This is a genomic window from Streptomyces sp. NPDC004539, from assembly GCF_040610055.1.
Lineage (GTDB): Bacteria > Actinomycetota > Actinomycetes > Streptomycetales > Streptomycetaceae > Streptomyces.
Genome location: NZ_JBEXLS010000030.1, coordinates 22,461 through 47,146, shown reverse-complemented (window position 1 = coordinate 47,146; position 24,686 = coordinate 22,461). Strand labels below are relative to the sequence as shown.

Annotated in this window: 21 protein-coding genes and 4 tRNA genes; 12 read left to right on the top strand and 13 right to left on the bottom strand. The window is 70.3% G+C overall.

Annotation, left to right across the window (positions count from 1 at the left end):
• Positions 1–73: 73 nt before the first annotated feature.
• Positions 74–148: transfer RNA gene (locus tag ABZX85_RS41550), tRNA-Asp, on the top strand.
• Between the two features lie 703 nt (positions 149–851).
• Here the strand turns inward: ABZX85_RS41550 and bldC are convergent.
• Entirely contained in the window at positions 852–1,058 is a 207-nt protein-coding gene (gene bldC / locus ABZX85_RS41545; RefSeq protein WP_003949541.1) for a developmental transcriptional regulator BldC, read from the bottom strand.
• A 547-nt stretch (positions 1,059–1,605) separates the two neighbouring features.
• A complete protein-coding gene (locus ABZX85_RS41540; protein WP_355881426.1) occupies positions 1,606–2,448 on the bottom strand; it encodes a hypothetical protein in 843 nt (280 codons plus the stop codon).
• 218 nt (positions 2,449–2,666) lie between these two features.
• Between ABZX85_RS41540 and ABZX85_RS41535 the strand changes: the two genes are divergently transcribed.
• Positions 2,667–3,758 (top strand): Glu/Leu/Phe/Val dehydrogenase dimerization domain-containing protein, encoded by a 1,092-nt coding sequence (locus ABZX85_RS41535; protein WP_355881423.1) that lies wholly within the window; start codon positions 2,667–2,669, stop codon positions 3,756–3,758.
• Positions 3,759–4,051: 293 nt separating this feature from the next.
• Entirely contained in the window at positions 4,052–4,315 is a 264-nt protein-coding gene (locus tag ABZX85_RS41530; RefSeq protein WP_355881420.1) for a DUF3073 domain-containing protein, read from the top strand.
• Between the two features lie 137 nt (positions 4,316–4,452).
• Here ABZX85_RS41530 and purM read toward each other — a convergent pair whose 3' ends face one another.
• The 5 genes from purM to ABZX85_RS41505 form a co-directional block, all read right to left on the bottom strand.
• Positions 4,453–5,520 (bottom strand): phosphoribosylformylglycinamidine cyclo-ligase, encoded by a 1,068-nt coding sequence (gene purM / locus ABZX85_RS41525; protein ID WP_355881417.1) that lies wholly within the window; start codon positions 5,518–5,520, stop codon positions 4,453–4,455.
• A gap of 31 nt (positions 5,521–5,551) precedes the next feature.
• A complete protein-coding gene (gene purF, locus ABZX85_RS41520; RefSeq protein ID WP_355881414.1) occupies positions 5,552–7,081 on the bottom strand; it encodes an amidophosphoribosyltransferase in 1,530 nt (509 codons plus the stop codon).
• A 165-nt stretch (positions 7,082–7,246) separates the two neighbouring features.
• On the bottom strand, positions 7,247–8,032 hold the full coding sequence (locus ABZX85_RS41515) for a sterol carrier family protein (RefSeq protein WP_355881411.1): 786 nt from the start codon (positions 8,030–8,032) through the stop codon (positions 7,247–7,249).
• Positions 8,033–8,062: 30 nt separating this feature from the next.
• A complete protein-coding gene (locus ABZX85_RS41510) occupies positions 8,063–10,069 on the bottom strand; it encodes an esterase-like activity of phytase family protein (RefSeq protein ID WP_355881409.1) in 2,007 nt (668 codons plus the stop codon).
• Positions 10,066–10,401: a hypothetical protein gene (locus ABZX85_RS41505; protein WP_355881406.1), complete on the bottom strand. Its 336-nt coding sequence runs from the start codon at positions 10,399–10,401 to the stop codon at positions 10,066–10,068. The genes ABZX85_RS41510 and ABZX85_RS41505 overlap by 4 nt, the downstream gene beginning before the upstream one ends.
• 243 nt (positions 10,402–10,644) lie before the next feature.
• Here ABZX85_RS41505 and ABZX85_RS41500 point away from each other — a divergent pair, with 243 nt between their 5' ends.
• Positions 10,645–11,103 carry a hypothetical protein gene (locus tag ABZX85_RS41500; protein ID WP_355881403.1) on the top strand — a complete coding sequence of 153 codons (459 nt, stop codon included), beginning with the start codon at positions 10,645–10,647 and terminating at the stop codon, positions 11,101–11,103.
• A gap of 39 nt (positions 11,104–11,142) precedes the next feature.
• Here the strand turns inward: ABZX85_RS41500 and purL are convergent, their stop codons facing one another.
• The 3 genes from purL to purS are packed head-to-tail and all read right to left on the bottom strand — an operon-like array spanning position 11,143 to position 14,338.
• Positions 11,143–13,401: a phosphoribosylformylglycinamidine synthase subunit PurL gene (gene purL, locus ABZX85_RS41495; RefSeq protein WP_355881400.1), complete on the bottom strand. Its 2,259-nt coding sequence runs from the start codon at positions 13,399–13,401 to the stop codon at positions 11,143–11,145.
• Positions 13,398–14,078 (bottom strand): phosphoribosylformylglycinamidine synthase subunit PurQ, encoded by a 681-nt coding sequence (gene purQ / locus ABZX85_RS41490; RefSeq protein ID WP_355881397.1) that lies wholly within the window; start codon positions 14,076–14,078, stop codon positions 13,398–13,400. The genes purL and purQ overlap by 4 nt, the downstream gene beginning before the upstream one ends.
• The gene (purS, locus tag ABZX85_RS41485; RefSeq protein ID WP_007383088.1) at positions 14,075–14,338 is read right to left on the bottom strand and encodes a phosphoribosylformylglycinamidine synthase subunit PurS; all 264 of its coding nucleotides are present in this window, start codon (positions 14,336–14,338) and stop codon (positions 14,075–14,077) included. The genes purQ and purS overlap by 4 nt, the downstream gene beginning before the upstream one ends.
• 292 nt (positions 14,339–14,630) lie before the next feature.
• Here purS and ABZX85_RS41480 point away from each other — a divergent pair, with 292 nt between their 5' ends.
• The 8 genes from ABZX85_RS41480 to ABZX85_RS41445 all read left to right on the top strand — a co-directional run bounded on the left by ABZX85_RS41480 (position 14,631) and on the right by ABZX85_RS41445 (position 19,083).
• On the top strand, positions 14,631–14,948 hold the full coding sequence (locus tag ABZX85_RS41480) for an Lsr2 family protein (protein WP_355881393.1): 318 nt from the start codon (positions 14,631–14,633) through the stop codon (positions 14,946–14,948).
• Positions 14,949–15,083: 135 nt separating this feature from the next.
• A tRNA-Gly gene (locus ABZX85_RS41475) sits at positions 15,084–15,155 on the top strand.
• A gap of 80 nt (positions 15,156–15,235) precedes the next feature.
• Positions 15,236–15,308 (top strand) — tRNA-Gly (locus ABZX85_RS41470).
• A 137-nt stretch (positions 15,309–15,445) separates the two neighbouring features.
• Positions 15,446–16,384, top strand: a complete 939-nt coding sequence (locus ABZX85_RS41465; protein ID WP_355881695.1) for an ABC transporter ATP-binding protein — start codon at positions 15,446–15,448, stop codon at positions 16,382–16,384.
• Positions 16,381–17,163 (top strand): ABC transporter permease, encoded by a 783-nt coding sequence (locus ABZX85_RS41460; RefSeq protein ID WP_355881390.1) that lies wholly within the window; start codon positions 16,381–16,383, stop codon positions 17,161–17,163. Before ABZX85_RS41465 ends, ABZX85_RS41460 begins: the two co-directional genes overlap by 4 nt.
• Positions 17,164–17,176: 13 nt before the next feature.
• Positions 17,177–18,379 (top strand): histidine kinase, encoded by a 1,203-nt coding sequence (locus ABZX85_RS41455; RefSeq protein WP_355881387.1) that lies wholly within the window; start codon positions 17,177–17,179, stop codon positions 18,377–18,379.
• Positions 18,376–18,984, top strand: a complete 609-nt coding sequence (locus ABZX85_RS41450; RefSeq protein ID WP_355881384.1) for a response regulator transcription factor — start codon at positions 18,376–18,378, stop codon at positions 18,982–18,984. The genes ABZX85_RS41455 and ABZX85_RS41450 overlap by 4 nt, the downstream gene beginning before the upstream one ends.
• Positions 18,985–19,007: 23 nt before the next feature.
• Positions 19,008–19,083 (top strand) — tRNA-Gly (locus tag ABZX85_RS41445).
• Between the two features lie 195 nt (positions 19,084–19,278).
• Here the strand turns inward: ABZX85_RS41445 and ABZX85_RS41440 are convergent.
• The 3 genes from ABZX85_RS41440 to ABZX85_RS41430 all read right to left on the bottom strand — a co-directional run bounded on the left by ABZX85_RS41440 (position 19,279) and on the right by ABZX85_RS41430 (position 24,519).
• Positions 19,279–20,181: a phosphoribosylaminoimidazolesuccinocarboxamide synthase gene (locus tag ABZX85_RS41440; protein ID WP_355881381.1), complete on the bottom strand. Its 903-nt coding sequence runs from the start codon at positions 20,179–20,181 to the stop codon at positions 19,279–19,281.
• Between the two features lie 79 nt (positions 20,182–20,260).
• Positions 20,261–21,922 (bottom strand): N,N-dimethylformamidase beta subunit family domain-containing protein, encoded by a 1,662-nt coding sequence (locus tag ABZX85_RS41435; RefSeq protein ID WP_355881378.1) that lies wholly within the window; start codon positions 21,920–21,922, stop codon positions 20,261–20,263.
• 203 nt (positions 21,923–22,125) lie between these two features.
• The gene (locus ABZX85_RS41430; protein ID WP_355881375.1) at positions 22,126–24,519 is read right to left on the bottom strand and encodes a hypothetical protein; all 2,394 of its coding nucleotides are present in this window, start codon (positions 24,517–24,519) and stop codon (positions 22,126–22,128) included.
• Between the last annotated feature and the right edge of the window lie 167 nt (positions 24,520–24,686).

Here is a 24,686-nt window from a genome sequence, read left to right as displayed (position 1 = left end):
GACCTGACCACTCCCCCTCCTGTACAGTCCTGTTCGCAGCCAAGGGAGCACAAACTCCCCCAGCCGCAAGCAAGGTCCTGTGGAGCAGTTTGGAGTGCTCGCCACCCTGTCAAGGTGGAGGCCGCGGGTTCAAATCCCGTCAGGACCGCATTAGGTAAGTAAGAAGGCTCGTGCCCCATCGGGGTGCGGGCCTTCTTCGTGTTTGCGTCAGGTTCTGTACGTCCGTCAGATCCGGGGCCCTCCAGGGGCCCCTCAAGGCGTTCGCGGCGCCCCGGGTGGACCCAGACCCCGCGGCCGGCCTCGCAGGCCCGCATATGCGCCTCCAGGCGATCTCCCCGCACCCCCCGAAGTCGAGGTGGCTAGCGGCGTCTCCGCGGGTAGGTATACGGGGGAGGGGAGAAGTCCCCTACGGGAGTGGGGGGTTGGGGGCAAGAGGGTGTGGGTGTGATGGGTGTCACGGGGTTTGTTTGTGGGAGGAGGGTTCTTACCAGCCTCCTACAAGGGGTCAATTTAATATGTGCAATTGCACCACTCCGGGAGGGTCCTCACGGGTGATCCGACAGAGACGCTCAGGGGACGACAAGGTCGCTCACAGAGCCACCCGGTAGACAGACTCCAGACGCACAAAAAAGATCGCGCTGGACCCGGCGGAGTCCAGCGCGATCGACGACACACCCGAGATGGGCCAGGGGCCTGTTGGGGCAGGGCCCGCGCCGTGTGGAGCTGTTGGTGCGGCAAAGCGGTCATGCGGTCAAACGGTCACGCGGTCAAACAGTCATGCGGTCGAGCGGTGAAACGTGTGAGCATCCCGGCTGATGGGGGAACCGCCGAAATGCCCGGTCAGTCGGCTTTCAGGCTTCGCTACGCTGCTGAGGGATGCCCGCCAGCAGTGCGCGAACCTCGGCCTCGCGGTAACGGCGGTGCCCGCCGAGCGTACGGATGGACGTGAGCTTCCCGGCCTTCGCCCACCGCGTGACCGTCTTGGGGTCGACGCGGAACATGGTGGCGACCTCAGCCGGGGTCAGCAGCGGCTCAGCATCAGGGGTGCGAGCGGTCATGAGCGGCCTCCTCGGGAGAACCGAACCTTCTCGGTTCTTTCCTCTAAATTCTGCACCTTGACCCGCGTTGCCCGAAATGGGCGGACGCGAGTCGAGTCGGTTATAGGACGAACGGCTTGTCCTCGGCACTACAACTACACCATCTGTCCAGCCGCGTCGGCCAAACCGATGGAATTGCCCTCCCAGGTAGTCATCAGCCGCGGAAGCCGATGGACCATGCCATAGCGGACAGTCACACCACTGTGACGATCAGTCACAGCGGCGATCAGGAGTCACAAGACCCCCCAAAGCATGTAATGCTGAGACAGAGCCTCCCCCGGGCTCCTTGTCCTATTTTGGCACGAGGAACGGCGAGGGACGCAAGGGTCAGTTACGTGCGGTCTGTCACGCTTGACACAAAAGCCCGGATCGGGACCAACGTCCCATCAGTTTCCGAACCTCAGGACGAAGTACGGCAGACCGTACGCTGTTCGACAACGTTCGAGCCGTGACCTGCGTCACATGTGATGACGGATCAGTTACTTGCAACGTCCCGTTAACCGACCGGTCAGTTCGCGGACCTGCGATCCCGCACCGCCCGCCACCGCTCCACGAGCCGCCCGTACGCCTCCCCGGCCGCCTCGCCGTCCTCGCGCCGCAGCGCCTCGATCCCCTCGGCGACGTCCGCGGCGGACCGGTCGACCTCCAGCTCCCCGGCCGGCAGCGCGTGCACGAGACCGCCGTAGTCGAGTTCGACGAGCGAGCGCGGATGGAACTCCTCCAGCCACCGCCCGACGTCCACGAGCCCGTCGATCAGCGGCCCCTCGTCGATCGCGTTCCGCAGCGCCTTCAGCCCCCGGGCGACCCGCCGCCTGGCCTGCACCATCGGCGTCCGGTAGCGCAGGGTGGGCGGCTCGTCGGCGGTGCCCTTGTCGTAGCGCCGCTCCTCGTCCGAGACGAGCACGAACCAGTTCAGCGGGATCTGCCAGGTCGCCGTCCTGATCCAGGGCCGGGCGTCCGGGTTGCGCTCCCGCCAGCGGTCGTAGTCCTGGGCCGCCTGGCGCCGTACGACCTCGGGGAGCACCGCGTCGAGGACCGGCGGCGGCAGCAGCCCGCCCAGCTCGCCGAGCGCCTGCCAGCCGCGCAGCCGGGTCCGCCAGGGGCACACGCACAGCACGCCGTTCGCCTCGATCACGAACGCGTCGGTGCTCTCGTGCACCGGCACCGCGACCGGCGGCGTCGGCAGCAGGTCGGCGAGCGAGCGGCGCAGTTCGTCCTGGTACGACGGCCGGCGGCGGCGCCGGGCGTAGCGCGCCCAGTGCGCGCGCTCCGGCTCGGGGAAGGCGGCCAGGGGCTCGTACACACGCAGGTAGGCCGCGTACGGGACGGTCACCGAGGACACCTTGGGCACGCCTGCTCCCTCCCCAGCCCGCCGGTCGGAAAACCTGCCCGACCGGTCATGAACGAACCCGAAAGCCGTGCAAATCGTCGCACGTGCGTACACCTCACGGAGGTGATCCCTCACACAGCGCATCCGGTGGCCGAAAAGCTCTACGCTCGTGCGGACAGGCCCCGCCACCTGTACGGGGTCCGACCCCAACCGCCGCCAGTTACTTGGGAGTCACCACAGTGACCGACGTATCCAACGGCATCCTGCACACCCTGTTCCACTCCGACCAGGGTGGCCATGAGCAAGTCGTGCTCTGCCAGGACCGCAGGACCGGCCTCAGGGCCGTCATCGCCCTGCACTCCACCGCGCTGGGCCCCGGGCTCGGCGGGACCAGGTTCTACCCCTACGCCTCCGAGGAGGCGGCCGTCGCCGACGCGCTGAACCTCGCGCGCGGGATGTCGTACAAGAACGCCATGGCCGGGCTCGGCCACGGTGGCGGGAAGGCCGTGATCATCGGCGACCCGCAGCGCGACAAGACCGAGGAACTCCTGCTCGCCTACGGCCGGTTCGTGGCCTCGCTGGGCGGGCGGTACGTCACCGCGTGCGACGTCGGCACGTACGTCGCGGACATGGACGTCGTCGCGCGCGAGTGCCGCTGGACGACCGGGCGCTCCCCCGAGAACGGCGGCGCCGGCGACTCCTCGATCCTCACCGCGTTCGGCGTCTACCAGGGGATGCGCGCCAGCGCCGAGCACCTCTGGGGCGACCCCTCCCTCGCCGGCCGCCGGGTCGGTATCGCCGGGGTCGGCAAGGTCGGCCACCACCTCGTCGGCCACCTCCTCGCGGAGGGCGCCGAGGTCGTCGTCACGGACGTGCGCGACGACGCCGTACGCCGGGTTCTCGACCTGCATCCGGAGGTCCGGGCCGTCGAGGACACCGAGGCGCTGATCCGGGTCGAGGGGCTCGACGTGTACGCGCCGTGCGCGCTCGGCGGGGCGCTGGACGACGCGAGCGTGCCGGCGCTGACCGCGAGCGTGGTGTGCGGCGCCGCCAACAACCAGCTGGCCCACCCCGGCGTCGAGAAGGACCTCGCCGACCGGGGCATCCTCTACGCGCCGGACTACGTCGTGAACGCGGGCGGGGTCATCCAGGTCGCCGACGAGCTGCACGGCTTCGACTTCGAGCGGTGCCGGGCGAAGGCGGCGGGCATCTACGACACGACGCTCGCCATATTCGCACGTGCGAAGTCCGACGGGATTCCGCCGGCCGCCGCGGCCGACCGGATCGCCGAGCAGCGGATGCACGAGGGGGCTCTCGCGCGGGGCTGGTGACCGCCCGCAGATCCGTGCTCGCGGTACCGCCGGGAGGAAAGTTGGAGAGAACTCTCACTCTTCCCGGCGGGTCGGCCGCCAATAAGTGGTTAAAATCGCCACTGACCAGCCATGACGGCATGTCTCACCGAGGCCGGGCGCACGCGCCCGCCACGGGCGACGTACCGTATGGGTGCGGGCTCAGGTACCGTGGGAGCCCTACGGACGGCCTCTCCACGGAGAGTCCGTTCTGGATCATGAACGCGTGTCAAGACTCTGGGGCCGTCGAGCCCCGTCATTGAGGGGGTCGAGCCATGGGGCGCGGCCGGGCCAAGGCCAAGCAAGCGAAGGTCGCCCGCCAGCTGAAGTACAACAGCGGCGGGACGGATCTCTCACGCCTGGCCAGTGAGCTGGGCGCATCGCCATCGAGTGTTCCGCCGAACGCTGAGCCGTTCGAGGACGACGACGATGATGATGGGCAGGATGACCCGTACGCACGGTACGCCGAGCTGTACGGGGACGATGACGACGACGATGAGTCGCCGTCATCCCAACACCAACATCGTCGCGGGGCGTAGGTCTCCGACGGTTTGGCCGCACCCGACCCGGTCCGGGGATCATCGGACCGGGTTTTGTGCTGTCCATTTTTTGGCCGGATTTCGGGTGCGGGTCCGCTGTGGCTGGTCGCGCAGTTCCCCGCGCCCCTAGGTCCGTTTCAGCTCGCGTAATCTCCAACCAGCTCCGCGCCTGCCTCGTGGCCTCCACGCGCCTCGATCTCGCCCGCGACCCACGCCTCCACCCCACGGTCCGCCAAGGTCGTCAGGGCCACGTCAGTGGCCTCCTCGGGGACGATGGCGATCATGCCGACGCCCATGTTGAGGGTCTTCTCCAGCTCCAGGCGTTCGACCTTGCCGGTGCGGCCGACGAGGTCGAAGATCGGGGCCGGCGTCCAGGTGGAGCGGTCGACCACGGCGTGGAGGGTGTCGGGGATCACACGGGCGAGGTTGGCCGCGAGGCCGCCGCCGGTGATGTGGGAGTAGGCGTGGACGTCCGTCGTGCGGGTGAGCGCGAGGCAGTCCAGGGAGTAGATCTTGGTGGGCTCCAGGAGTTCGGCGCCCAGCGTGCGGCCCAGCTCGGCGATCTCCGCCTCCAGCGACAGCTTCGCCTGGTCCAGGAGGACGTGGCGGACCAGGGAGTAGCCGTTGGAGTGGAGGCCGGACGCGGCCATCGCGATGACCGTGTCGCCCTCGCGGATGCGCTCGGCGCCGAGGAGGCGGTCGGCCTCCACCACGCCGGTGCCCGCGCCGGCGACGTCGAAGTCGTCCGGGCCCAGCAGGCCGGGGTGCTCGGCCGTCTCGCCGCCGACCAGCGCGCAGCCGGCCAGGACACAGCCCTCGGCGATGCCCTTCACGATCGCGGCGACACGCTCGGGATGCACCTTGCCGACACAGATGTAGTCGGTCATGAAGAGGGGCTCGGCGCCGCAGACCACGATGTCGTCCATGACCATGGCGACGAGGTCGTGGCCGATCGTGTCGTACACGCCGAGGCGGCGGGCGACGTCGACCTTCGTGCCGACGCCGTCCGTGGCGGAGGCGAGCAGGGGACGGTCGTACCCCTTGAGGGTGGAGGCGTCGAAGAGGCCGGCGAAGCCGCCGAGGCCGCCGAGGACCTCGGGGCGCTGCGTCTTCCTCACCCACTCCTTCATGAGTTCTACGGCGCGGTCGCCCGCCTCGATGTCGACGCCGGCCGCGGCGTAGCTGGCACCGGTGGTCTCAGACATGACTGTGACTTTCCTGTCGTACTGCGGAGGCTTACGGGCGACGGATCGCGTCGACGGCAGCCGGGGCGGCCGTGCCTGCCGCCAGCTCGGTCTCCAGGAGCTGCTTGCCGAGCAGTTCGGGGTCCGGGAGGTCCATCGGGTACTCGCCGTCGAAGCAGGCGCGGCAGAGGTTCGGCTTGGCGATGGTGGTCGCCTCGATCATGCCGTCGATGGAGATGTACGCCAGGGAGTCGGCGCCGAGTGACGTACCGATCTCGTCGACGGTCATGCCGTTGGCGATGAGTTCGGCGCGGGTCGCGAAGTCGATGCCGAAGAAGCAGGGCCACTTCACCGGCGGGGAGGAGATCCGGATGTGGACCTCGGCGGCGCCCGCCTCGCGGAGCATGCGGACCAGGGCGCGCTGGGTGTTGCCGCGGACGATCGAGTCGTCGACGACGACCAGGCGCTTGCCCTTGATGACGTCCTTGAGGGGGTTCAGCTTGAGCCGGATGCCGAGCTGGCGGATGGTCTGCGAGGGCTGGATGAAGGTCCGGCCGACGTACGCGTTCTTCACCAGGCCGTTGCCGAAGGGGATGCCGGACGCCTCGGCGTACCCGATCGCGGCGGGGGTGCCGGATTCCGGGGTCGCTATGACGAGATCGGCCTCGGCGGGGGCCTCCTTCGCCAGTTTCCGGCCCATCTCGACGCGGGACGCGTAGACGTTCCGGCCGGCGATGTCGGTGTCGGGGCGGGCGAGGTAGACGTACTCGAAGACACAGCCCTTGGGCTTCGCATCCGCGAATCGGGAGGTGCGCAGACCGTTCTCGTCGATCGCGATGAACTCGCCGGGCTCGATCTCGCGGACGAAGCTGGCGCCGCAGATGTCGAGGGCGGCGGACTCCGAGGCGACGACCCAGCCGCGCTCCAGCCGGCCGAGGACCAGCGGGCGGATGCCCTGCGGGTCGCGGGCGGCGTAGAGGGTGTGCTGGTCCATGAAGACGAGGCTGAAGGCGCCGCGGACCTTCGGGAGGATCGCGTGGGCGGCCTCCTCGATGGTCAGGGGGGTGCCCTCCGCGTCCCGCTGGGCGGCGAGCAGCGCCGTCAGCAGGTCGGTGTCGTTGGTGGCCGCGACGCGGGGCGTACGGCCGCCTTCCTGCTTGGGCAGGTCCGCGACCATCTCCGCGAGCTGCGCGGTGTTGACCAGGTTGCCGTTGTGGCCGAGCGCGATCGAGCCGTGCGCGGTGGCGCGGAACGTCGGCTGGGCGTTCTCCCAGGTGGAGGCGCCGGTGGTCGAGTAGCGGGCGTGACCGACCGCGATATGACCCTGGAGCGAACCGAGGGAGGTCTCGTCGAAGACCTGGGAGACGAGCCCCATGTCCTTGAAGACGAGGATCTGGGAGCCGTTGCTGACCGCGATTCCCGCGGATTCCTGGCCCCGATGCTGGAGGGCGTACAGCCCGAAGTAAGTGAGTTTGGCGACCTCTTCGCCGGGAGCCCAGACTCCGAAGACGCCGCAGGCGTCCTGGGGGCCCTTCTCACCGGGGAGCAGATCATGACTGAGTCGACCGTCACCACGTGGCACGGCTCCGAGTGTAGGCGAGGCCGAGCACTGGTCCGAATTGGGGATACCGGTCAGTAGTCGGTTACTTCTGCGTTTCCGCTGGTCAGCGAGGTGCGGTCGGATTCAGGGGGTCCGGTTTGCCGTACTGGTGAGTGAGGTGTCGCACATCATTCGGGTCTTTGTGGCTTACGACATGAGGGGGAGGTAGGGGGTGAGGTCGGCGCGTTCGCCGCTGGCGGTGAGGGTGGCTTCCTCCAGGGCGTTTCCCCAGGTCATCCGCCCTGTCGCCAGTCTGATCCAGGTCAGCGGGTCCGTCTCGACGACGTTCGGCGGGGTGCCGCGGGTGTGCCTCGGCCCCTGGACGCACTGCACCACCGCGAACGGCGGGACACGCACCTCCGTGGACCCGCCGGGGGCCTTCTCGGCGAGGGCGTCGGCGAGGAGGCGGGTGGCGGCGGCGAGCGCCTGCCTGTCGTACGGGACCTCCGCCTCGGGGAGGGCCGCGTTCAGGTCGTCCGTGTGCACGACCAGCTCGACCGTACGGGTCACCAGGTACTCGGCGAGGGGCATCGCGCCGACGTTGGTCTGGAGGAGCCTCGTCCCGGGGTGGGCGTCGAGCTGCTCGGCGAGGGTGCGGGCGGTCGCCGCGAGGTCCGTCGCCCCCTCCTGGGCGAGCCTGCGCGTGAACCCGTCGATCGCCCCCGCGTTCGCGGCGGTCGCGAAGGGCCAGTCGAGGAGAGTCGCGTCCTGCTTGACCGGCTCCGCAAGCTCCAGCGCCCGGCCCACCGCGGTGACCGCCATCCCGATGTGCGCGACCAGCTCCCGCACGGTCCAGTCGCCGAGTCTGGTGGGGCGGGCGAGGCCGGCCTCCGTGAGGGACCGGGCGGCGGTGTCGAGGTGGGTGAGCTGGGTGAGGATCGCGGTGCGGATTCTGGTGGGGTCGTAGGTGCGGGGGCGTTTTCTGGGCGGCATGGCCGGAGCCTACTTACTGACGGCCGAAGCTCACAGCTTGTCGTACAGGCGCACACGCAGGGAGTAGAGGCGGGTGATCTGGTCGGCGCTGCCGTTGTCGTCGGAGATCAGGTAGAGAGGACGCCAGCCTTTGTGGGGGCCGGTGGCCCAAGAGGCGCCGAGGGCCATTCCCTCGACGTTGTCCACGAGGGGGGTGTTCGGTGCGGAGGCCGGGGTGGCGAGGGCACCGGGGCTGCCCGCCGGGCAGTCCTCCAGGTCGAAGAGGGCGGTCTGGTCCGCGTAGAGGTCGACGGGAAGGCCGTAGAGGGATTTCTCGTCCGTGACGTCCTGGGCGTCCGCCACGGAGAGCTGGACCACGCGGATCGCCGTGCCGAGGCCGCCCACGTGCTGGCGTTCCAGTGCGAGGAGGCCGCCCTTGTCGTCGATGGCGGCGAGTTCGACCAGGTACATGCCGTCACCGGCGAGGTAGGCGTACTGGGCGTCCGGGGTGTACGTGCCGCCGGGGGTGCCGGTGTAGCGCTGGATGCGGATGATGCCCCGGCCGCGCCGGTCTCCGTCACTGGCGAGAGGTGCTTCCCAGCCCGCGTAGAGGTGGCGGCCGTCGGGGCTCAGGGCGAGGGACTCGATGGAGCGGCCGGTCTGAGCGCCTCCCTCGGGCCAGTAGTGCAGGTTCTTGGGTACCGCGAAGTCGGGACCGAGCTGCCGGCCGGTGGCTATGTCGAAGCGGCGGACGGTCGGCCCGGACTCGGAGCCGATCAGGACGGTGCGCGCGCCTTTCTCGACGACGAGTGCTTCGGCGTCGTACCAGTCAGGCAAGTCGGCGCCGTTCGGGTCGCGCAGGGCGCGCGGGGTGCCGACGGTGGGGCCGAGGCTGGTGGGGGTGCCGAGGGTGAGGGGGAAGAGCAGGCCGGGGGAGTTGTCGGCGACGGCGAGGGCACGGACGTCCTGGCCCGAGGTGCCGGTGCCGGTCTCGGTGCCGGTCTCTGGGAGGAGAGCGAGGCCGGAGAGGCCCTTGACCTCGGTGTAGCTGACGTTCTTCTTGTCGAGGGCGTCGGAGTGGTCGAGGAGATGGGCGCGCGCGGGTTCCCCGGCTGCCGCCGGGTTTCCGCAGGAGCCCGTGGCGGGGACGGGGTGGCTCTGCAACCAGTCGACGGCGGGTTGCGTGCCCAGGCCGAGGGTGAGGCCCAGGGCACCGGCGGCGAGGGACCAGGCGAGGGTGCGGCGGGGAGAGGCGGGGGGAGCGGGGGTGACGAGAGGTGGGCGGACGGCGACGTTGTGGATGAAGTCGACGCTGCCGGTGTTGTTGCGGTCCTGGTTCTGCGGGTCCTGGGGGTGTTGCAGCCTGAGGGTTGTGATGTGCCGCTTCACGGCGTCGAAGAGGTGGTCGAGGCTGAGCAGCGGCAACCCGTCGGGTACGCCCTTCTCCATGACGTCGAGGAGGGCGCCGGTGAAGACGGTGCACTGGCCGGGGCCGAGTGAGTGGGAGGGACGGTCCGATGGTGCGGACGCCATGATGTACGAACCCTGGACGCTCTTCAGCGCCTGCTCGGCGGCCTTGCCGGCACCGGCCATCTCCCCCAGCATCCGGCCGCTGTAACAACAGTCGAGGATGAGGATGCGGTGGCGGACGTTGCCGACACCTTTCATCGCGGCGCTCAGATCGGCGGAGCGCACGCTCGTCTCCTTCTGACCGTCGACAGAGCCCGTCAGGGTGAGGAGGAGACCGCGTCCGTCCTTGCCTTCCGGGTCGATGAGGCCGTGGCCCGCGTAGTAGACGATCAGCGCGTCCTCGGCCAGCTTGCCGGCATCTCGGATCGGGTCGGTGAGGTCAGTGGCCAGCCTGGGGTTGCGAACCTCACGGACACGCTCTTTCGGGATACCCCAGATCTCGCTCTTCATGAGTGCGGCACTCAGTCGGCTGAGGTTGAGGCGGACGCTGGGCAGCTTGTCCAGGCGGGTGTACTGGTCGACGCCGATCAGGACGCAGGCCGAGCGCTGAGGGTCGATCCGGGTGTCCGGCGCGGCCTCCCCGCTCACCTGTCGCCCTCGTCCTCGGTCCGGAAGCGGCGCAGGATCTCCTCCACCTCCGCCGGGTCGGCGTTGACGATGTTGATGGTGATCCGGGGCCTTCGGGGCCGGATGCCTTGTCTCCAGGCGAGGTAGGAGAAGGGGAGCTGTGCGAGTCCGGCGGTCGTGGAGACGATCGCGAGGACGGCGGCGAGCCCCGGTGACATGCGGCCCGGTTCATCGGTGACGACCTTGTTCAGGCGGACGTGTCCGCGCAGGGCCAGGTCGTCGGCCAGCCAGCCGTGCAGGGAGCGGAGTTCACGCTCCAGGTCCGGACCCTCCGCATCGAATCTGATCTCCATCGGTCCCCCGCCCTCCGGTGGTGCCCCACCAACCGCCAGTCGGCACAACTCGCTTGGGAATCAGGCGTGTTGCTTACTTTCAGCGTCTCATCCGGCGCCCTGGAAAGGGATAGGCAGCTTGGCGGGAAGTGTTCTTGAGGGAGGAATCCGGGGTCGGAGAATGGGGAGGGGGGAGGTGGGCTGACGGTGGTGGGGGCGGAGGACGGGGTTTGGGCGGAGTGTTTGTGGTTGGGGAGGTGTCTGTTGCCGTTGGTGGATGTGGAGGGGTGGCGGCGGGACAGCAGGCGGGAGGAGTTCCGGGGGATGGGGGTGGAGCGGGGGGAGTATCTGTTCGGGGTCTTCGCGGGGGTCGTGTTGCACGCGGCGGTCAAGGACGCCGTGGCCGAGGGGAGTTCGCTGTCCGTCGGGACGCTGTACGCCGTTCCGCTGAAGGCCGTCGTGCGCGTGGTGCGCGACGGGGCCGACTACGCGTTTCTGGTGGGCGTGCCGGGCGCGTGCACGGACGACGAGGAGGAGACCGCCGTACTGGCGCTGCGGCTGTGCGTGTACGTCCGTTCTCCTGGGCTCCGCGTCCTGCGGCGGTACTTGCCGCACGCCCTGCACACGATCACCGGCCGGTCCGCGGCCACCGACCCGACCTGCGGGGACCTGCGCGGGTGGGCGCGGGCGGCCGGGCTGGGACACGGCGAGGTCCCGTCCTGAACGCGGACGGGACCTCGTCGTCGTAGCTGCCCGGAGGGGTTATGCGAGGAGGGCCGGGATCGTCGCCTCGTGGGCCTCGCGGAGTTCCGTGAGGGGGAGGGTGAACTCGCCCTGGAGTTCCACCTCTTCGCCGTCCACGACGCCGATGCGCGTCGTCGGGAGGCCCCTCGCGCCGCACATGTCGTTGAAGCGGAGTTCCTCGGAGCGGGGGACGGAGACGACGGCTCGGCCTGCCGATTCCGAGAAGAGGAAGGTGAAGGCGTCCAGGCCGTCGGGGACGACGAGGCGGGCGCCGAAGCCGCTGAGCAGGGACGACTCCACGACCGCCTGGATGAGGCCGCCGTCCGAGAGGTCGTGGGCGGAGTCGATCATGCCGTCGCGGGAGGCGGAGATGAGGATGTCCGCCAGGAGACGCTCGCGCTCCAGGTCGACCTTGGGGGGAAGGCCGCCCAGGTGGTCGTGGACGACCTGGCTCCACGCCGAACCGCTGAACTCCTCGCGGGTGTCGCCGAGGAGATAGAGGAGCTGGCCCTCTTCCTGGAAGGCGACCGGCGTGCGGCGGGCGACGTCGTCGATGACGCCCAACACCGCGACCACCGGCGTCGGGTGGATCGCGGCCTCGCCGGTCTGGTTGTACAGGGAGACGTTGCCGCCGGTGACCGGCGTCCCCAACTGCTGGCAGGCGTCGGCCAGTCCACGCACCGCTTCGGCGAACTGCCACATGACGGCGGGGTCTTCGGGCGAACCGAAGTTCAGGCAGTCGGAGACCGCGAGCGGCTTCGCCCCGGTCGTCGCGACGTTCCGGTACGCCTCCGCGAGCGCCAACTGCGCGCCCGTGTAAGGGTCCAGCTTCGCGAAGCGGCCGTTGCCGTCCGTGGCGATCGCGACGCCGAGGCCGCTCTCCTCGTCGATGCGGATCATCCCGGAGTCCTCGGGCTGCGCCAGCACCGTGTTGCCCTGCACGAAGTGGTCGTACTGGGAGGTGATCCAGCTCTTGGACGCCTGGTTGGGGGAGGACACCAACTGGAGTACCTGGGCGCGGAGTTCATCACCGGAAGACGGGCGTGCCAGCTTCTCCGCGCCGTCCGCCTGGAGGGCGTCCTGCCAGGAGGGGCGGGCGTAGGGGCGCTCGTACACCGGGCCGTCGTGCGCGACCGTGCGCGGGTCGACGTCGACGATCTTGCCGCCGTGCCAGAAGATCTCCAGCCGGTCGCCGTCGGTGACCTCACCGATGACGGTGGCGATGACGTCCCACTTCTCGCAGATCGCGAGGAAGCGGTCGACCTTGGACGGCTCCACGACCGCGCACATGCGTTCCTGCGACTCGCTCATGAGGATCTCCTCGGGCGAGAGCGTGGAGTCGCGCAGCGGGACGTCGTCCAGCGTGACGCGCATGCCGCCGGAGCCGTTGGACGCCAACTCGCTGGTGGCGCAGGAGAGTCCGGCCGCGCCGAGGTCCTGGATGCCGACGACCAGCTTCTCGGCGAAGGCTTCGAGCGTGCACTCGATGAGCAGCTTCTCCTGGAAGGGGTCGCCGACCTGGACCGCCGGGCGCTTCGAGGGCTTCGCGTCGTCGAAGGTCTCGGAGGCGAGGATCGAGGCCCCTCCGATGCCGTCGCCGCCGGTGCGGGCCCCGTACAGGATGACCTTGTTGCCCGCGCCGGACGCCTTCGCGAGGTGGATGTCCTCGTGCCGCATGACGCCGATGGCACCGGCGTTGACCAGCGGGTTGCCCTGGTAGCAGGCGTCGAAGACGACCTCGCCGCCGATGTTGGGCAGGCCCAGGCAGTTGCCGTAGCCGCCGATGCCCGCGACGACGCCGGGCAGGACGCGCTTGGTGTCGGGGTGGTCGGCCGCGCCGAAGCGCAGCGGGTCCACGACCGCGACCGGGCGGGCGCCCATCGCGATGATGTCGCGGACGATGCCGCCGACACCGGTGGCCGCGCCCTGGTAAGGCTCCACGTACGAGGGGTGGTTGTGCGACTCGACCTTGAAGGTGACCGCGTAGCCCTGGCCGACGTCGACCACGCCCGCGTTCTCCCCGATGCCCACGAGCAGCGCGTCGGAGTGCGGGGCCTTCTCGCCGAACTGGCGGAGGTGGACCTTGGAGGACTTGTACGAGCAGTGCTCGGACCACATGACGGAGTACATGGCGAGTTCGGCGCCGGTCGGGCGGCGGCCGAGGATCTCGACGACGCGCTCGTACTCGTCCTTCTTCAGGCCGAGTTCGGCCCAGGGCAGCGCGACATCGGGAGTGGAGGCCGCGTGCTCGACCGTGTCCAGAGGCGTGCGGCTCATGCGTTGACCAGCTTCTTGAGGATCGAGGTGAAGAAGGGGAGGCCGTCGGTGCGGCCGGTGCCGACGAGCGGCTCGACCGCGTGCTCGGGGTGCGGCATGAGGCCCACGACGTTGCCGGCCTCGTTCGTGATGCCCGCGATGTCGCGCAGGGAGCCGTTGGGGTTCAGGTCCAGGTAGCGGAACGCGACCCGGCCCTCGGCCTCCAGCTTGTCGAGCGTGTACTCGTCGGCGACGTAGCGGCCGTCCATGTTCTTCAGCGGGATGTGGATCTCCTGGCCCGCCTCGTAGTCGGACGTCCAGGCCGTGTCCGCGTTCTCCACCCGCAGCTTCTGGTCGCGGCAGATGAAGTGCAGGTGGTTGTTGCCGAGCATCGCGCCGGGCAGGAGGTGGGCCTCGGTGAGGACCTGGAAGCCGTTGCAGATGCCGAGGACCGGCATACCGGCCTTCGCCTGCTCGATGACCGTCTCCATCACGGGAGAGAAACGGGAGATGGCGCCGGCGCGGAGATAGTCGCCGTAGGAGAAACCGCCGGGAAGGACGACGGCGTCGACCTGGTGGAGATCCTTGTCCTTGTGCCAGAGAGCGACGGGTTCGGCACCGGCGAGGCGGATCGCGCGCTGGGTGTCACGGTCGTCGAGACTCCCGGGGAAAGTGACGACGCCAATACGAGCGGTCACTTGGCCGCCTCCGCGACTTCTTCGACCTTGACCGTGAAGTCCTCGATCACCGTGTTGGCGAGGAAGGATTCCGCGAGATCGTGGATGCGGGCGAGGGCGGCCTCGTCCACGGGTCCGTCAACTTCCAGTTCGAATCGCTTTCCCTGACGGACATCCGAGATCCCGTCGAAACCCAGACGCGGCAGTGCGCGCTGCACCGCCTGGCCCTGGGGGTCGAGGATCTCCGGCTTGAGCATGACGTCGACTACGACGCGTGCCACGGGCACTCCCGGTGGTGTGGTGCTTGGGTTCCTGCGGCTGTTCCGGCAGGTGGCTTCAGACTACCCGGACAAAATTTCTACCCGCGTAGAGTTGTAGGAAGCTACGTGACCGCCATCACGATCCGGTATCGGACGGGGGCGTTCGGGAAAAGTTACGGGAAAGATCCTCGATCGACCCCCGGCAGGTATTGCGCACCTGACACGCGGGGAGATTTAGTCGGCTTCACTTTTTATTAGTGAGCGCTGTACCGTACAAAAAAATTGGCATTTTCAGCCGAAGGGACCGATATTCGTGGCGCAGAAGGTCGTGGTCACTCTCTTTGACGACATCGACGGCTCGGAAGCGGCGGAAACGATCGCGTTCGGGCTCGACGGCAAGTCGTACGAGATCGACCTGAATGAAGCCAATGCCAAGAAACTGCGTAAGGCGCTCGCGCCGTACGTGGACGCCGGCCGTAAGCGGTCGCGCTCCGGCAAGGCGTACAAGCAGACGGAGGTCGCCCCCGACCCGTCCGCCGTCCGGGCCTGGGCCCTGGCCAACAAGATGGACGTGCCGGCCCGCGGCCGTATCCCCAAGAAGGTCTACGAGGCGTTCGCCGAGGCGCAGTAGCGGCGGGCGCGGCTGCCCCCGGCAGGCCCTCAGGAGGGCCCGGGGGCAGCCGACTTGCGTTACCCCCCCGCTGATCGGCTAATGTCTGGAGCACGCCGCCGGGCACGGGAGAAAAACCCAGGCCAGGCAGGTTGTGCGGGTGTAGTTCAGTAGCAGAACATCCCCCTTCCAGGGGGAAGGCGCAGTGTGCAATTCCTGTCACCCGCTCTGCATCGTCGTACCGGTCTGGCTTGTGGATCAGGTAGGGTGGTGCTCGCGCCGATCGGTGGGAGCCGGTCGGATGCAGTGCGGACGTAGCTCAGTTGGTAGAGCGCAACCTTGCCAAGGTTGAGGTCGCGAGTTCGAGCCTCGTCGTCCGCTCAGGGTCAAAGGCCCGGTTCTTCGGAACCGGGCCTTTTTCGTGTGCCGTTCAGGCATCTGACATTTGTCATGCCGGCCGATGACATCGCGCACTGCTGCGCCCTGCCGGCGCGGGGGACGCTGAATGCATGAACGCCATGGGGACGAAAGAACACGTGATCGAGGTCGAGGACCTCCGGCGTGTGTACGGGGGCGGATTCGAGGCGGTCCGCGGGGTGAGCTTCCAGGTCGGGCGCGGCGAGGTCTTCGCGCTGCTCGGCACCAACGGGGCCGGCAAGACGTCGACGGTCGAGCTGCTGGAGGGGCTCGCGCAGCCGAGCGGGGGGCGGGTGCGCGTGCTCGGGCACGATCCGTACGCCGAGCGGGCCGCCGTCCGGCCCAGGACCGGGGTCATGCTCCAAGAGGGCGGATTCCCCTCGGAGTTGACGGTCACCGAGACCGCGAAGATGTGGTCGGGCTGCGTCAGCGGCGCCCGACCCATCGGCGAGGCACTGGAGTTGGTGGGGCTCGGCGGCAAACACCGCGTCCGGGTCAAGCAGTTGTCCGGCGGGGAGCGGCGGCGCCTCGACCTCGCGCTCGCCCTGCTCGGCGACCCCGAGGTGCTGTTCCTCGACGAGCCGACGACCGGGCTGGACGTCGAAGGGCGGCGCGACACCTGGGAGTTGGTGCGGGCGCTACGGGACTCCGGGACGACCGTGCTGCTCACCACGCACTACCTGGAGGAGGCCGAGGGGCTCGCGGACCGGCTCGCGATCATGCACGCCGGGAGCATCGCCGTCTCGGGGACGCCGGCCGAGGTGACCGCCTCGCGGCCGTCCCGGATCTCCTTCGAGCTGCCCCCGGGGTACTTCGTCGGGGACCTGCCGCCGCTCGGGGAACTCGGGGTGACCGAGCACTCCGTCGAGGGGGGCCTCGTACGGCTGCGGACGCACGACTTGCAGCGGACGGCCACCGAGGTGCTCGTGTGGGCGCGGACCGCCGGGGTGGAGCTGGGGCGGCTGGACGTGCGGTCGGCCTCGTTGGAGGAGGCGTTCCTCGGGATCGCCTCGGAGCGCAAGGAAGGGGTGTCGGTATGAGCGGGGTCGTGATGACGACGACGCCGGCGGGGCGGATGCGGGCGCTCGCGCGGGCCGAGTTCACACTGCTGGTGCGCAGCCGGAGCACGCTCGTCACGGCGGCGCTGGTGCCGCTGCTGCTGCCGTTCAGCATCGCGTCGTTCACGGACGACAAGATGCTGAAGGAGATGGGGCTCGACATCGGGCAGGTGCTGCTGCCCGCCGGGATCGGGTTCGCGATGCTGTTCGGGGTGTACTCGACGCTCGCCGCGATCTACACGATGCGGCGCGAGGAGCTCGTGCTGAAGCGGCTGCGGACCGGGGAGCTGCGGGACGGCGAGATCCTCGTCGGGACCGCGCTGCCGATGATCGCGACGGGGCTGCTCCAGACCGTCGTCCTCGTCGTCGGGTCCATGGTCCTGGTCGACGTCGGGCTGCCGAAGGCGCCCCATCTCGCCGTGCTGGGCGTGGTGCTGGGGTTCTCGGTGTGTGCGGCGCTGGCCGCGGTGACGTCCGGGGTGACGAAGACCGCGGAGAGCGCCCAGGTCACGCCGATGCCGTTCACCTTCGTGTCGATGATCATGTCCGGGGTCGCCGTGCCGCTGGAGGCGTTCCCCGACCGGGCCGCCTCCGTGCTGGGGCTGCTGCCGCTCTCCCCGGCGATCGAGCTGATCCGGGGCGGGTGGACCGGGGAGCTGTCCGCGTACGACGCGCTGGGGGCCGTACTGACCGGGCTGGCCTGGACCGTGCTCGCCGTGTTTGCTGTGCAGCGGTGGTTCAAGTGGGAACCCCGGCGCTGAGGGACTGGAGATCATGCGGGGCTGGTGGGGGAAGAAGAGCACGCCGGAGAAGTTCGACACGTACACGCGGTGGTCGATCGGCTCGTTCGGGGTGATCGAGGCGTGCGGGGTGCTGCCGGCTCTCGGGGCGCTGGGGCCGGGGCTCGGCGGGGTGCTGATGGCGCTGGTCGTGCTGCACGGGGTGGCCATCATGGTGGTCGTCTCGTGGGCCATGGACTGGCATCGGGGGGTGCGCGACCAGCCCGTACGGCTGCTGTACGGGTTCGGCGCGCTCACCGCCGTCATCGGTGTCCTGTCCCTCGCGATCGAGGCCCACGGGCCGCGCGGCGAGGACGTCGGCAGCGCGGCCGGCGTCACCTACGGCATCGTCATGGTCCTGGGCACCGGTGTCCTCTGCTTCGGCCTGCGGGAACGCCTGCACATGTACGCCGTCGTGGGCGGGTTCAGCGTCGGTACGGCGGTGGCGATGCTCGCCTTCGGCAAACCCTGGGTCGCCGCGCTGGTCGTCGCCGTGGTCGTGTTCGCCACCGCCTCCGTCTGCGCGGCCGTCGGCGTCTTCTCCATCTGGATCACCAACGCCGTCTACGAACTCGACGCCGCCCGCGAGGCGCAGGCGCGGCTCGCCGTCGCCGAGGAGCGGCTCAGGTTCGGGCGGGATCTGCACGACGTGATGGGCCGCAACCTCGCCGTCATCGCCCTCAAGAGCGAGCTGGCCGTGCAGCTCGCGCGGCGGGGGCGGGAGGAGGCGGTGGAGCAGATGATCGAGGTGCAGCGGATCGCGCAGGAGTCGCAGCGGGAGGTGCGGGAGGTCGTGCGGGGGTATCGGGAGGTCGACCTCGGGGTCGAACTCCTCGGCGCGCAGGGGGTGTTGAGAGCGGCCGGGATCGAGTGCGAGGTCCGTGGGGACGCCGGGGAGCTGCCGGGGGAGGTGCAGTCGGTGCTGGGGTGGGTCGTCCGGGAGGCCACCACCAACGTGCTGCGGCACGGGGACGCGCAGCGGTGCGCCGTACGGCTGCGGGTGGCCGACGGGCGGGTCGTGCTGACCGTCGAGAACGACGGGGCCGCCGGGAGCGCGGGCGAGGGCGGGTCCGGGCTCGCGGGGCTGCGGGAGCGGCTCGCCGTCGTCGAGGGGACACTGGAGGCGGGGCTCGTGCGGGGCGGGGTGTTCCGGGTCGTGGCCGATGTGCCGGTTTCTGTGAGTGGGGTCACTTCATGAGCGTGCGGGTACTGCTGGCCGACGACGAGCATCTGATCCGGGGGGCGCTCGCCGCGCTGCTCTCGCTGGAGGACGACCTCGTCATCGTCGCGGAGGCGGCGAGCGGGCCCGAGGCGCTGGCGATGGCGCGGGCCCATGAGCCGGACGTCGCCGTCCTCGATCTCCAGATGCCGGGGGCGGACGGTGTGAAGGTCGCCACATCCCTGCGGACGGAGCTGCCCGAGTGCCGGGTGCTGATCGTGACGAGTCATGGGCGGCCGGGGCATCTGAAGCGGGCGCTGGCGGCGGGGGTGCGGGGGTTCGTGCCGAAGACGGTGAGTGCGCGGCGGCTCGCCGAGATCATTCGGACCGTGCATGCCGGGAATCGGTACGTGGACCCGGAGTTGGCGGCCGATGCGATTTCCTCCGGGGATTCGCCGTTGACGTCTCGGGAGGCGGAGGTGTTGGAGTTGGCGGCGGATGGGGCGCCGGTGGCGGAGATCGCGGAGCGGGCGTCGTTGTCGCAGGGGACCGTGCGGAACTATCTGTCGTCCGCCGTGTCGAAGTTGGGGGTGGAGAATCGGCATGCGGCTGTGCGGATCGCTCGGGAGCGGGGTTGGGTATAGTTGGCGTTGCGCTTCGGCGTGATGCGGACGTAGCTCAGTTGGTAGAGCGCAACCTTGCCAAGGTTGAGGTCGCGAGTTCGAGCCTCGTCGTCCGCTCCAGTTGAAACCCCGGCCCGGTTTTGGGTCGGGGTTTTTGCGTTGTGTTTCGGGTGCGGGCCGGTGGGGGCTGGTCGCGCCCACGCGGCGGAGCCGCATATCGATACAGCCCCGCGCCCCTGAAAGACAAAAGACACAGCTCCCCGGCGTTGAGATGTTCCGGAGAGCTTGTCCCGTCTACTTCAAAGCCTGCCCCGTCTACTTCCAGGTCTGGCCCGTCAGGCGTTCGTACGCCTCCACGTACTTCGTCCTCGTCGCCTCGATGATCTCGGGCGGCAGTGGGGGCGGGGGCTGGGTGCCGTTCTTGTCCCAGGCTGATTGCGGGGATGTCAGCCAGTCCCGTACGAACTGTTTGTCGTAGGGGTGTTGGGGGCGGCCCGGGTGCCAGTCGGCGGCCGGCCAGAAGCGGGAGGAGTCGGGGGTGAGGACCTCGTCCGCGAGGATGAGGGTGCCGTTCTTGTCGTGGCCGAACTCGAACTTGGTGTCCGCCAGGATGATGCCTCGGTCGCGGGCGATGTCGCGGGCCCGGCCGTAGACGGCGAGGGTGGCCTGGCGGAGTTGGGCGGCCGTTTCGGCGCCGACTTCGCGGGCGACCTCCTCGTAGGAGACGTTCTCGTCGTGGTCGCCCACGGCGGCTTTCGTGGCCGGGGTGAAGATGGGGGCCGGGAGTTCGCTGCCGTCCACCAGGCCCTCGGGGAGGGCCAGACCGCAGACCGTGCGGGAGGCGTTGTACTCCACGAGGCCGGAGCCGGTGAGGTAGCCGCGGGCGACGCACTCGACGGGGAGCATGTCGAGGGACTTGCAGATCAGGGTGCGGCCCTGCCAGTCCTCGGGGGCGCCCTCGGGGAGGTCCGTGCTGATCACGTGGCTCGGGACGAGGTCCGCGAGCTGGTCGAACCACCACAGGGAGAGCTGCGTGAGGACGCGGCCCTTGTCGGGGATCTCGCTGGGCAGGACCCAGTCGTACGCCGAGAGGCGGTCACTGGCGACCATCACGAGGTCGCCCGCCTCGTTGCGGTACAGCTCACGCACCTTTCCGGTGTGCAGGTGCACCAGGCCCGGGACCTCAAGGGGTTCGGGCTTTACTACGAATCCGGGCACGGTTCCTCCCCGTGGATCTGTACAGGTGCCTCGATTCTCCCGTATACGGTTTTCGGTCCGCTCACCGGGCCGGTCGCGGTCAGTCGCGCTTGCAGATGCGGTCGAGGAGGTTCGCGGTCGCCCGCTGGACCCGGGCGTCGACGTGGCCGGGGCGGTCCAGCGCCGGGGACCAGGCGAACGTGCCGGAGGCGAAGACGAGGGCGCCGGAGGGGGCGCGGTACAGGGACGTCTCCTGGTGGCGGCGGACGCCCGCGGCGTCGTCGTACGGGGAGTGGGCGAGCAGGACGCGCTCCTCGTGCTCCGGGAGGGGGGTGCGGGGGAAGTAGCGGTCGGCCTCGCCGGCGACCAGGCCCTCGATCTCGTCGCCCTCGTGGGCGCCGGTGGCCTCCCAGAGCCAGTGGTGGGCGTTGCGGACGGTCATCGGGCTGGGGGTGGGGACGCGGCCCGCGTACTGGATGCCGAGGAGCTGCTGTTCGGGGCGGTCGATCTCGCGCCACAGCAGGGACTTGCCGGGGCCCTTGCGTTTGCGGCAGGTCAGCAGGCGGGCGGGGGCGCCGGAGGGGGACGGGCCCAGCTCGACCTGCCAGTACATGGTGTTCGCGGAGAGGAAGACAAGGGAGGTGCCGCTGTCGCGGGCCAGCTCGGCCGTGCGGCGCATGTTCGCGGACCAGTACTCGTCGTGGCCCGGGAAGACGAGGCCGCGGTAGCGGGTGGGGTCGACGTTCCCCGCGTGCAGGTCACGTGCGTCGGCGTAGGCGAGGTCGTAGCCGTAGCGCTCGGCCCAGCGGATGACGTCGTACGCGTGGCCGACGTGCAGGGGTAAGCCGGCGCCGGCGTAGGGGCGGTCGAAGGAGACGGTCGTCGCGGCGTCGGCCTCGCCGAGGAGGCGGCCCTCGGCGTCCCACGCGTGGTAGAGGCTCGCGCCGGTTCTGCCGTCCTCCGGGTAGAGGTTGTACGCCTGCCACGTGATGTCCGGGAGGAGGAGCAGGAGGTCCGCCGGGCGGTGGTCCCGGACCGTGAACGGGATGTGCGAGCGGTAGCCGTCGACGGTCGTGAGGACCGCGACGTACGCGCCGACGTTCCAGTACGAGGGGACCTGGAGGCGCCAGCTGAGCCACCAGTGGTGGCAGGAGACCGTGCGGTCGGCGGTGAGGGGCGGGAGCTGGACGATGCCGGAGAGGCGGGGGCTGGTGGTGATCTTGGCGGCGCCCTCGCCGTTGTAGTGGCCGATGCGGTAGACGTCGACCGTGAACTGCTGGGGCGGGTCGACCGTGATGTGGAAGTCGACGGCCTCGCCGGGGGCGACCGCGCCCTGGGAGGTGAAGCCCTTGATCTGGCGGTGGACGTCGTCCGCGGAGCGGGGGGCGCCGGTGGGGAACGTCTGGTCCCTGGGGGCGGGGATGCGGGGGGTGTGGGGGGCGCGGGGGGCGCCGATGCGGGGGTCGGCGTACCAGGGGACGATGCGGCCCGTGTCGAAGTAGGTCTCGCTGCCTCTGAGCCAGGGGAGGGGGCCGAGGGCGAAGGGGTCCGTGACGGCGTGGGCGAGGGCGCCGGACTGCCAGCGGGGGGTGGGGGTGCCGGGGGGTGGAGGGGGTTCTGTGAGGGGGTCGTCCTCGGGGGCGGGTGCGTTGTCGGGGGCGGGTGCGTCGGGGGTTTTCGCGCGGTTCCCCGCGCCCCTGAGGTTCGTGGGTGGTCGCGGTGGTTCTTCGGGTGCGCGTTCCTTCTCCGGGTTCTCCGCCATCGTCGCTCCCCTCCCGCTCGCCCCCGTGCTCGCGCCTCTTGCGGTGTTCTTGTCCTATGTCGGGGGCCCTTGCCATGGGCTCCGATCGGTCCCAGCACATCACATAACGCGCGCAGGTAGTCACTATTCGTTGCGAATTGGCTTGAAGAGGAATGCACAACTCCGGTACGGATGAGGTGGGTTCTCTTCAGCGTGGCGGTGGTTCAGACCAGGCGGAGGGGTTTCTCCGGGCGTATGCCCAGCTCCACGAGCCAGACGCGGAGGGGGTCCGGGTCGCCGTCCTCCACGAGGCTCAGGACCCGGGGGGTGAGGTCGGGCGCGCGTTCGCCGCCGATCAGCAGCACCGGGCCGTCCAGCCAGTCCAGGCCCGGGGTCGCGCCTGCCGTGTCCATCGCCGCGCAGCAGACCATCGCGATGACGTGATCCGCCAGCAACTCCCGCTCCGTGCGCGGGGGTTGGAGCGGGAAGAGAGGCAGCGCGTCGTCCCACAGGGCCGTATCGGGGCCGGCGGCGGCACCGGGGGCGGACGAGCGGGGCGCCACCGCCTCGTCCCGCGCCACCTCGGCACTGAGCCGGGCGGCCAGGGCTGAGGTGCGGGGGGAGAGGGCGGGGGGTTCCTCGGGGTACAGGTCCGCGTCACCGAGGTAGAGGGCGTCCACATCCACGCCGATCTCCGCCTCCGCCTCGCCGAGAAGCGGAACGGGAAGTTCGGTACGAGGGAACTCGCCGCCTTCGACCTCCCGGCCCCCGGCGCCGAGCACCCGCCCGGGGCCGGCCACCGGGACGCCGTCCACGAAGCCCTCGGCGAGACCACCGGCCGCACTCCCCGCCCGGCCCCCTCCGGAGCTCCTGGCATCCACGGAACCCTCACCACTCCCGGAGTCCCCAACACCCGCGAAGTCCCGGGCGGCCTCCGCGCCCTCAGAGCCCTCGGCACCCGCCAGGTCCGCGGCGACTTCCGGACCCTCCGCGTCCCCGGACCCGCCGGAACGCCCGGAGACTCCAGCCCCCTCGAACTCCCCCGAGCCCTCGGCCTCGCCGGAGCGCCGGGAGCCGGACTTGCCGAAGCCCGCTGAGTCTTCCGCGCCCTCGGAGCCCTCGGCACCCGCCAGGTCCCCGGCGGCTTCCAGTCCCTCCGTGTCTCCGGACCCCCCGGAGGCCCCAGCCCTGTCGAACTCCTCCGAACCTTCCGCGTCCCCGGGCTCGCCGGTCTCCCCGGCGCTCCCGAACCCGCGTGCCCCCTCGGCCTCTTCGGAACCCCGGTGGGCCCCGGTGTTCTCGAAGCTCTGGAGCTCCTCGGTCCCCTCTCGGCTGCTGTCCTCGCCCTCCGTCAGATGCTCCAGTACCCGGGCCAGCGTGGGTGCGTGGGTGTCGCCCTCGGTCGGGCGGGAGCGGCGGACGCCGAGGGCGTCGAGGGTGCGGTGGAGGCGGGACGCGTTCGTGCGCCAGGTGCGGTCGACCACCTCGTCCGGGTAGTCCTGCCAGGTCACCGGGGACCAGTCGGGGCCGGGTTCGGCGGGACCGCCGTGGAAGAGGCGGGCGGCGAGGAGAGAGGCCGCTTCGTCGATCGTGCCGGGCTCTTCGAGGAGGTCGCAGGCGGGGCGCTCACCGAGGCGGGAGGCGAACCCTTCGGCGAGGCGGTCGCGGCGGGAGAGCTCCGTCAGGGCGGCGACCACGCCCGCGTCGAGCCGGGAGGGCCAGCGGCCCATGCGCCAGGCAGGGAGCGCGACCCGGGTCAGGAGGCGGTCCCAGCCCGCGTAGGCGAGACCGACCTGCTCCTGGGCGACGATCCGCAGCCCGTAGTCCACCGTCTGCGCCCGCTCGGCGGCGGCTGCGGCGACCCCCCGCTCCATCTCCGCCGCATGCACCCGGCAGCCGCGCAGCAGGAGTCGTACGGCATGGCCCACGCCCGCGAACAGCAGGCGGGGGGAGCGGTCGGCGGTGACCGCGACCGCCGCGTCGAGCCCGCGCACGAAGCGGCGGGCGGCGGCTATGTCCGGGTGGGCAGAGGGGCCCGTACCGGCGACGACCGGGGCGAGGACCGCGCGCAGCTCGCCGACCCGCATCCACCACAGGAAGGGGGAGCCGATGACGAGGACCGGCGCCGTCGGCGTCCGCCTCGGGTGGTCGGCGCCCGCGCCCGCCACCTCGTCACGAGCGGGGGGCGGCGGCGTGCCGTGCGCCCGGTGCGTGCGGTCCTCCAGCCAGCTGTCGCAGTCCGGCGTCAGGGCTATCGCGGAGGGCGCGGGGACGTCGAGCCGGTCGGCGAGGTCGCGGACCAGGCGGTAGAGGTCGGGGGCGGCGGACTCCGGCACCGGAACCGTCGGGCTCAGGGCCGGACGCGCGCGGGCGACGAGGAGCGCGATCGCGGCGGTGGCCAGCAGGACGACGACGGCGACACCGGAGACGATCCAGCGGGCCAGATCCCAGCCGGGGCCGACCAGATGGTCCGTCGCTCCCCCGGCCAGCAGGATCACGGCCGCAGCCGCCGGCAGCAGCGCCGCGCCCAGCGCGCGCCCGCGCATCCGCAGCACCGCGAGAGCCCGGGCGCGCGCGGCCTGCGCACCCGCCTCCACACCGACCGAACCGCCGCTCATGCCCGCATCACTCCCCCTCCCGGCTCGCTCGCTTCCGCCTGCCTCTGCTCACTCCCCCACTGTGGCACCCACCACTGACATCGCAATGCCGGTGGGCCAAGTGCCGGAACCGCGCCAGGCGCCTGAACACATGGGCCGCACCCTAGTTGGGGCGGACAGCCCCGTCA

What these genes read in the sequence shown, in the direction of transcription:
- bldC (WP_003949541.1), bottom strand. Translation starts at nt 1,058, where the DNA reads ATGACCGCTCGCACCCCTGATGCTGAGCCGCTGCTGACCCCGGCTGAG.
- ABZX85_RS41530 (WP_355881420.1), top strand. Translation starts at nt 4,052, where the DNA reads ATGGGGCGCGGCCGGGCCAAGGCCAAGCAAGCGAAGGTCGCCCGCCAG.
- purM (WP_355881417.1), bottom strand. Translation starts at nt 5,520, where the DNA reads ATGTCTGAGACCACCGGTGCCAGCTACGCCGCGGCCGGCGTCGACATC.
- ABZX85_RS41515 (WP_355881411.1), bottom strand. Translation starts at nt 8,032, where the DNA reads ATGCCGCCCAGAAAACGCCCCCGCACCTACGACCCCACCAGAATCCGC.
- ABZX85_RS41505 (WP_355881406.1), bottom strand. Translation starts at nt 10,401, where the DNA reads ATGGAGATCAGATTCGATGCGGAGGGTCCGGACCTGGAGCGTGAACTC.
- purL (WP_355881400.1), bottom strand. Translation starts at nt 13,401, where the DNA reads ATGAGCCGCACGCCTCTGGACACGGTCGAGCACGCGGCCTCCACTCCC.
- ABZX85_RS41465 (WP_355881695.1), top strand. Translation starts at nt 15,446, where the DNA reads ATGGGGACGAAAGAACACGTGATCGAGGTCGAGGACCTCCGGCGTGTG.
- ABZX85_RS41460 (WP_355881390.1), top strand. Translation starts at nt 16,381, where the DNA reads ATGAGCGGGGTCGTGATGACGACGACGCCGGCGGGGCGGATGCGGGCG.
- ABZX85_RS41455 (WP_355881387.1), top strand. Translation starts at nt 17,177, where the DNA reads ATGCGGGGCTGGTGGGGGAAGAAGAGCACGCCGGAGAAGTTCGACACG.
- ABZX85_RS41450 (WP_355881384.1), top strand. Translation starts at nt 18,376, where the DNA reads ATGAGCGTGCGGGTACTGCTGGCCGACGACGAGCATCTGATCCGGGGG.
- ABZX85_RS41435 (WP_355881378.1), bottom strand. Translation starts at nt 21,922, where the DNA reads ATGGCGGAGAACCCGGAGAAGGAACGCGCACCCGAAGAACCACCGCGA.
- ABZX85_RS41430 (WP_355881375.1), bottom strand. Translation starts at nt 24,519, where the DNA reads ATGAGCGGCGGTTCGGTCGGTGTGGAGGCGGGTGCGCAGGCCGCGCGC.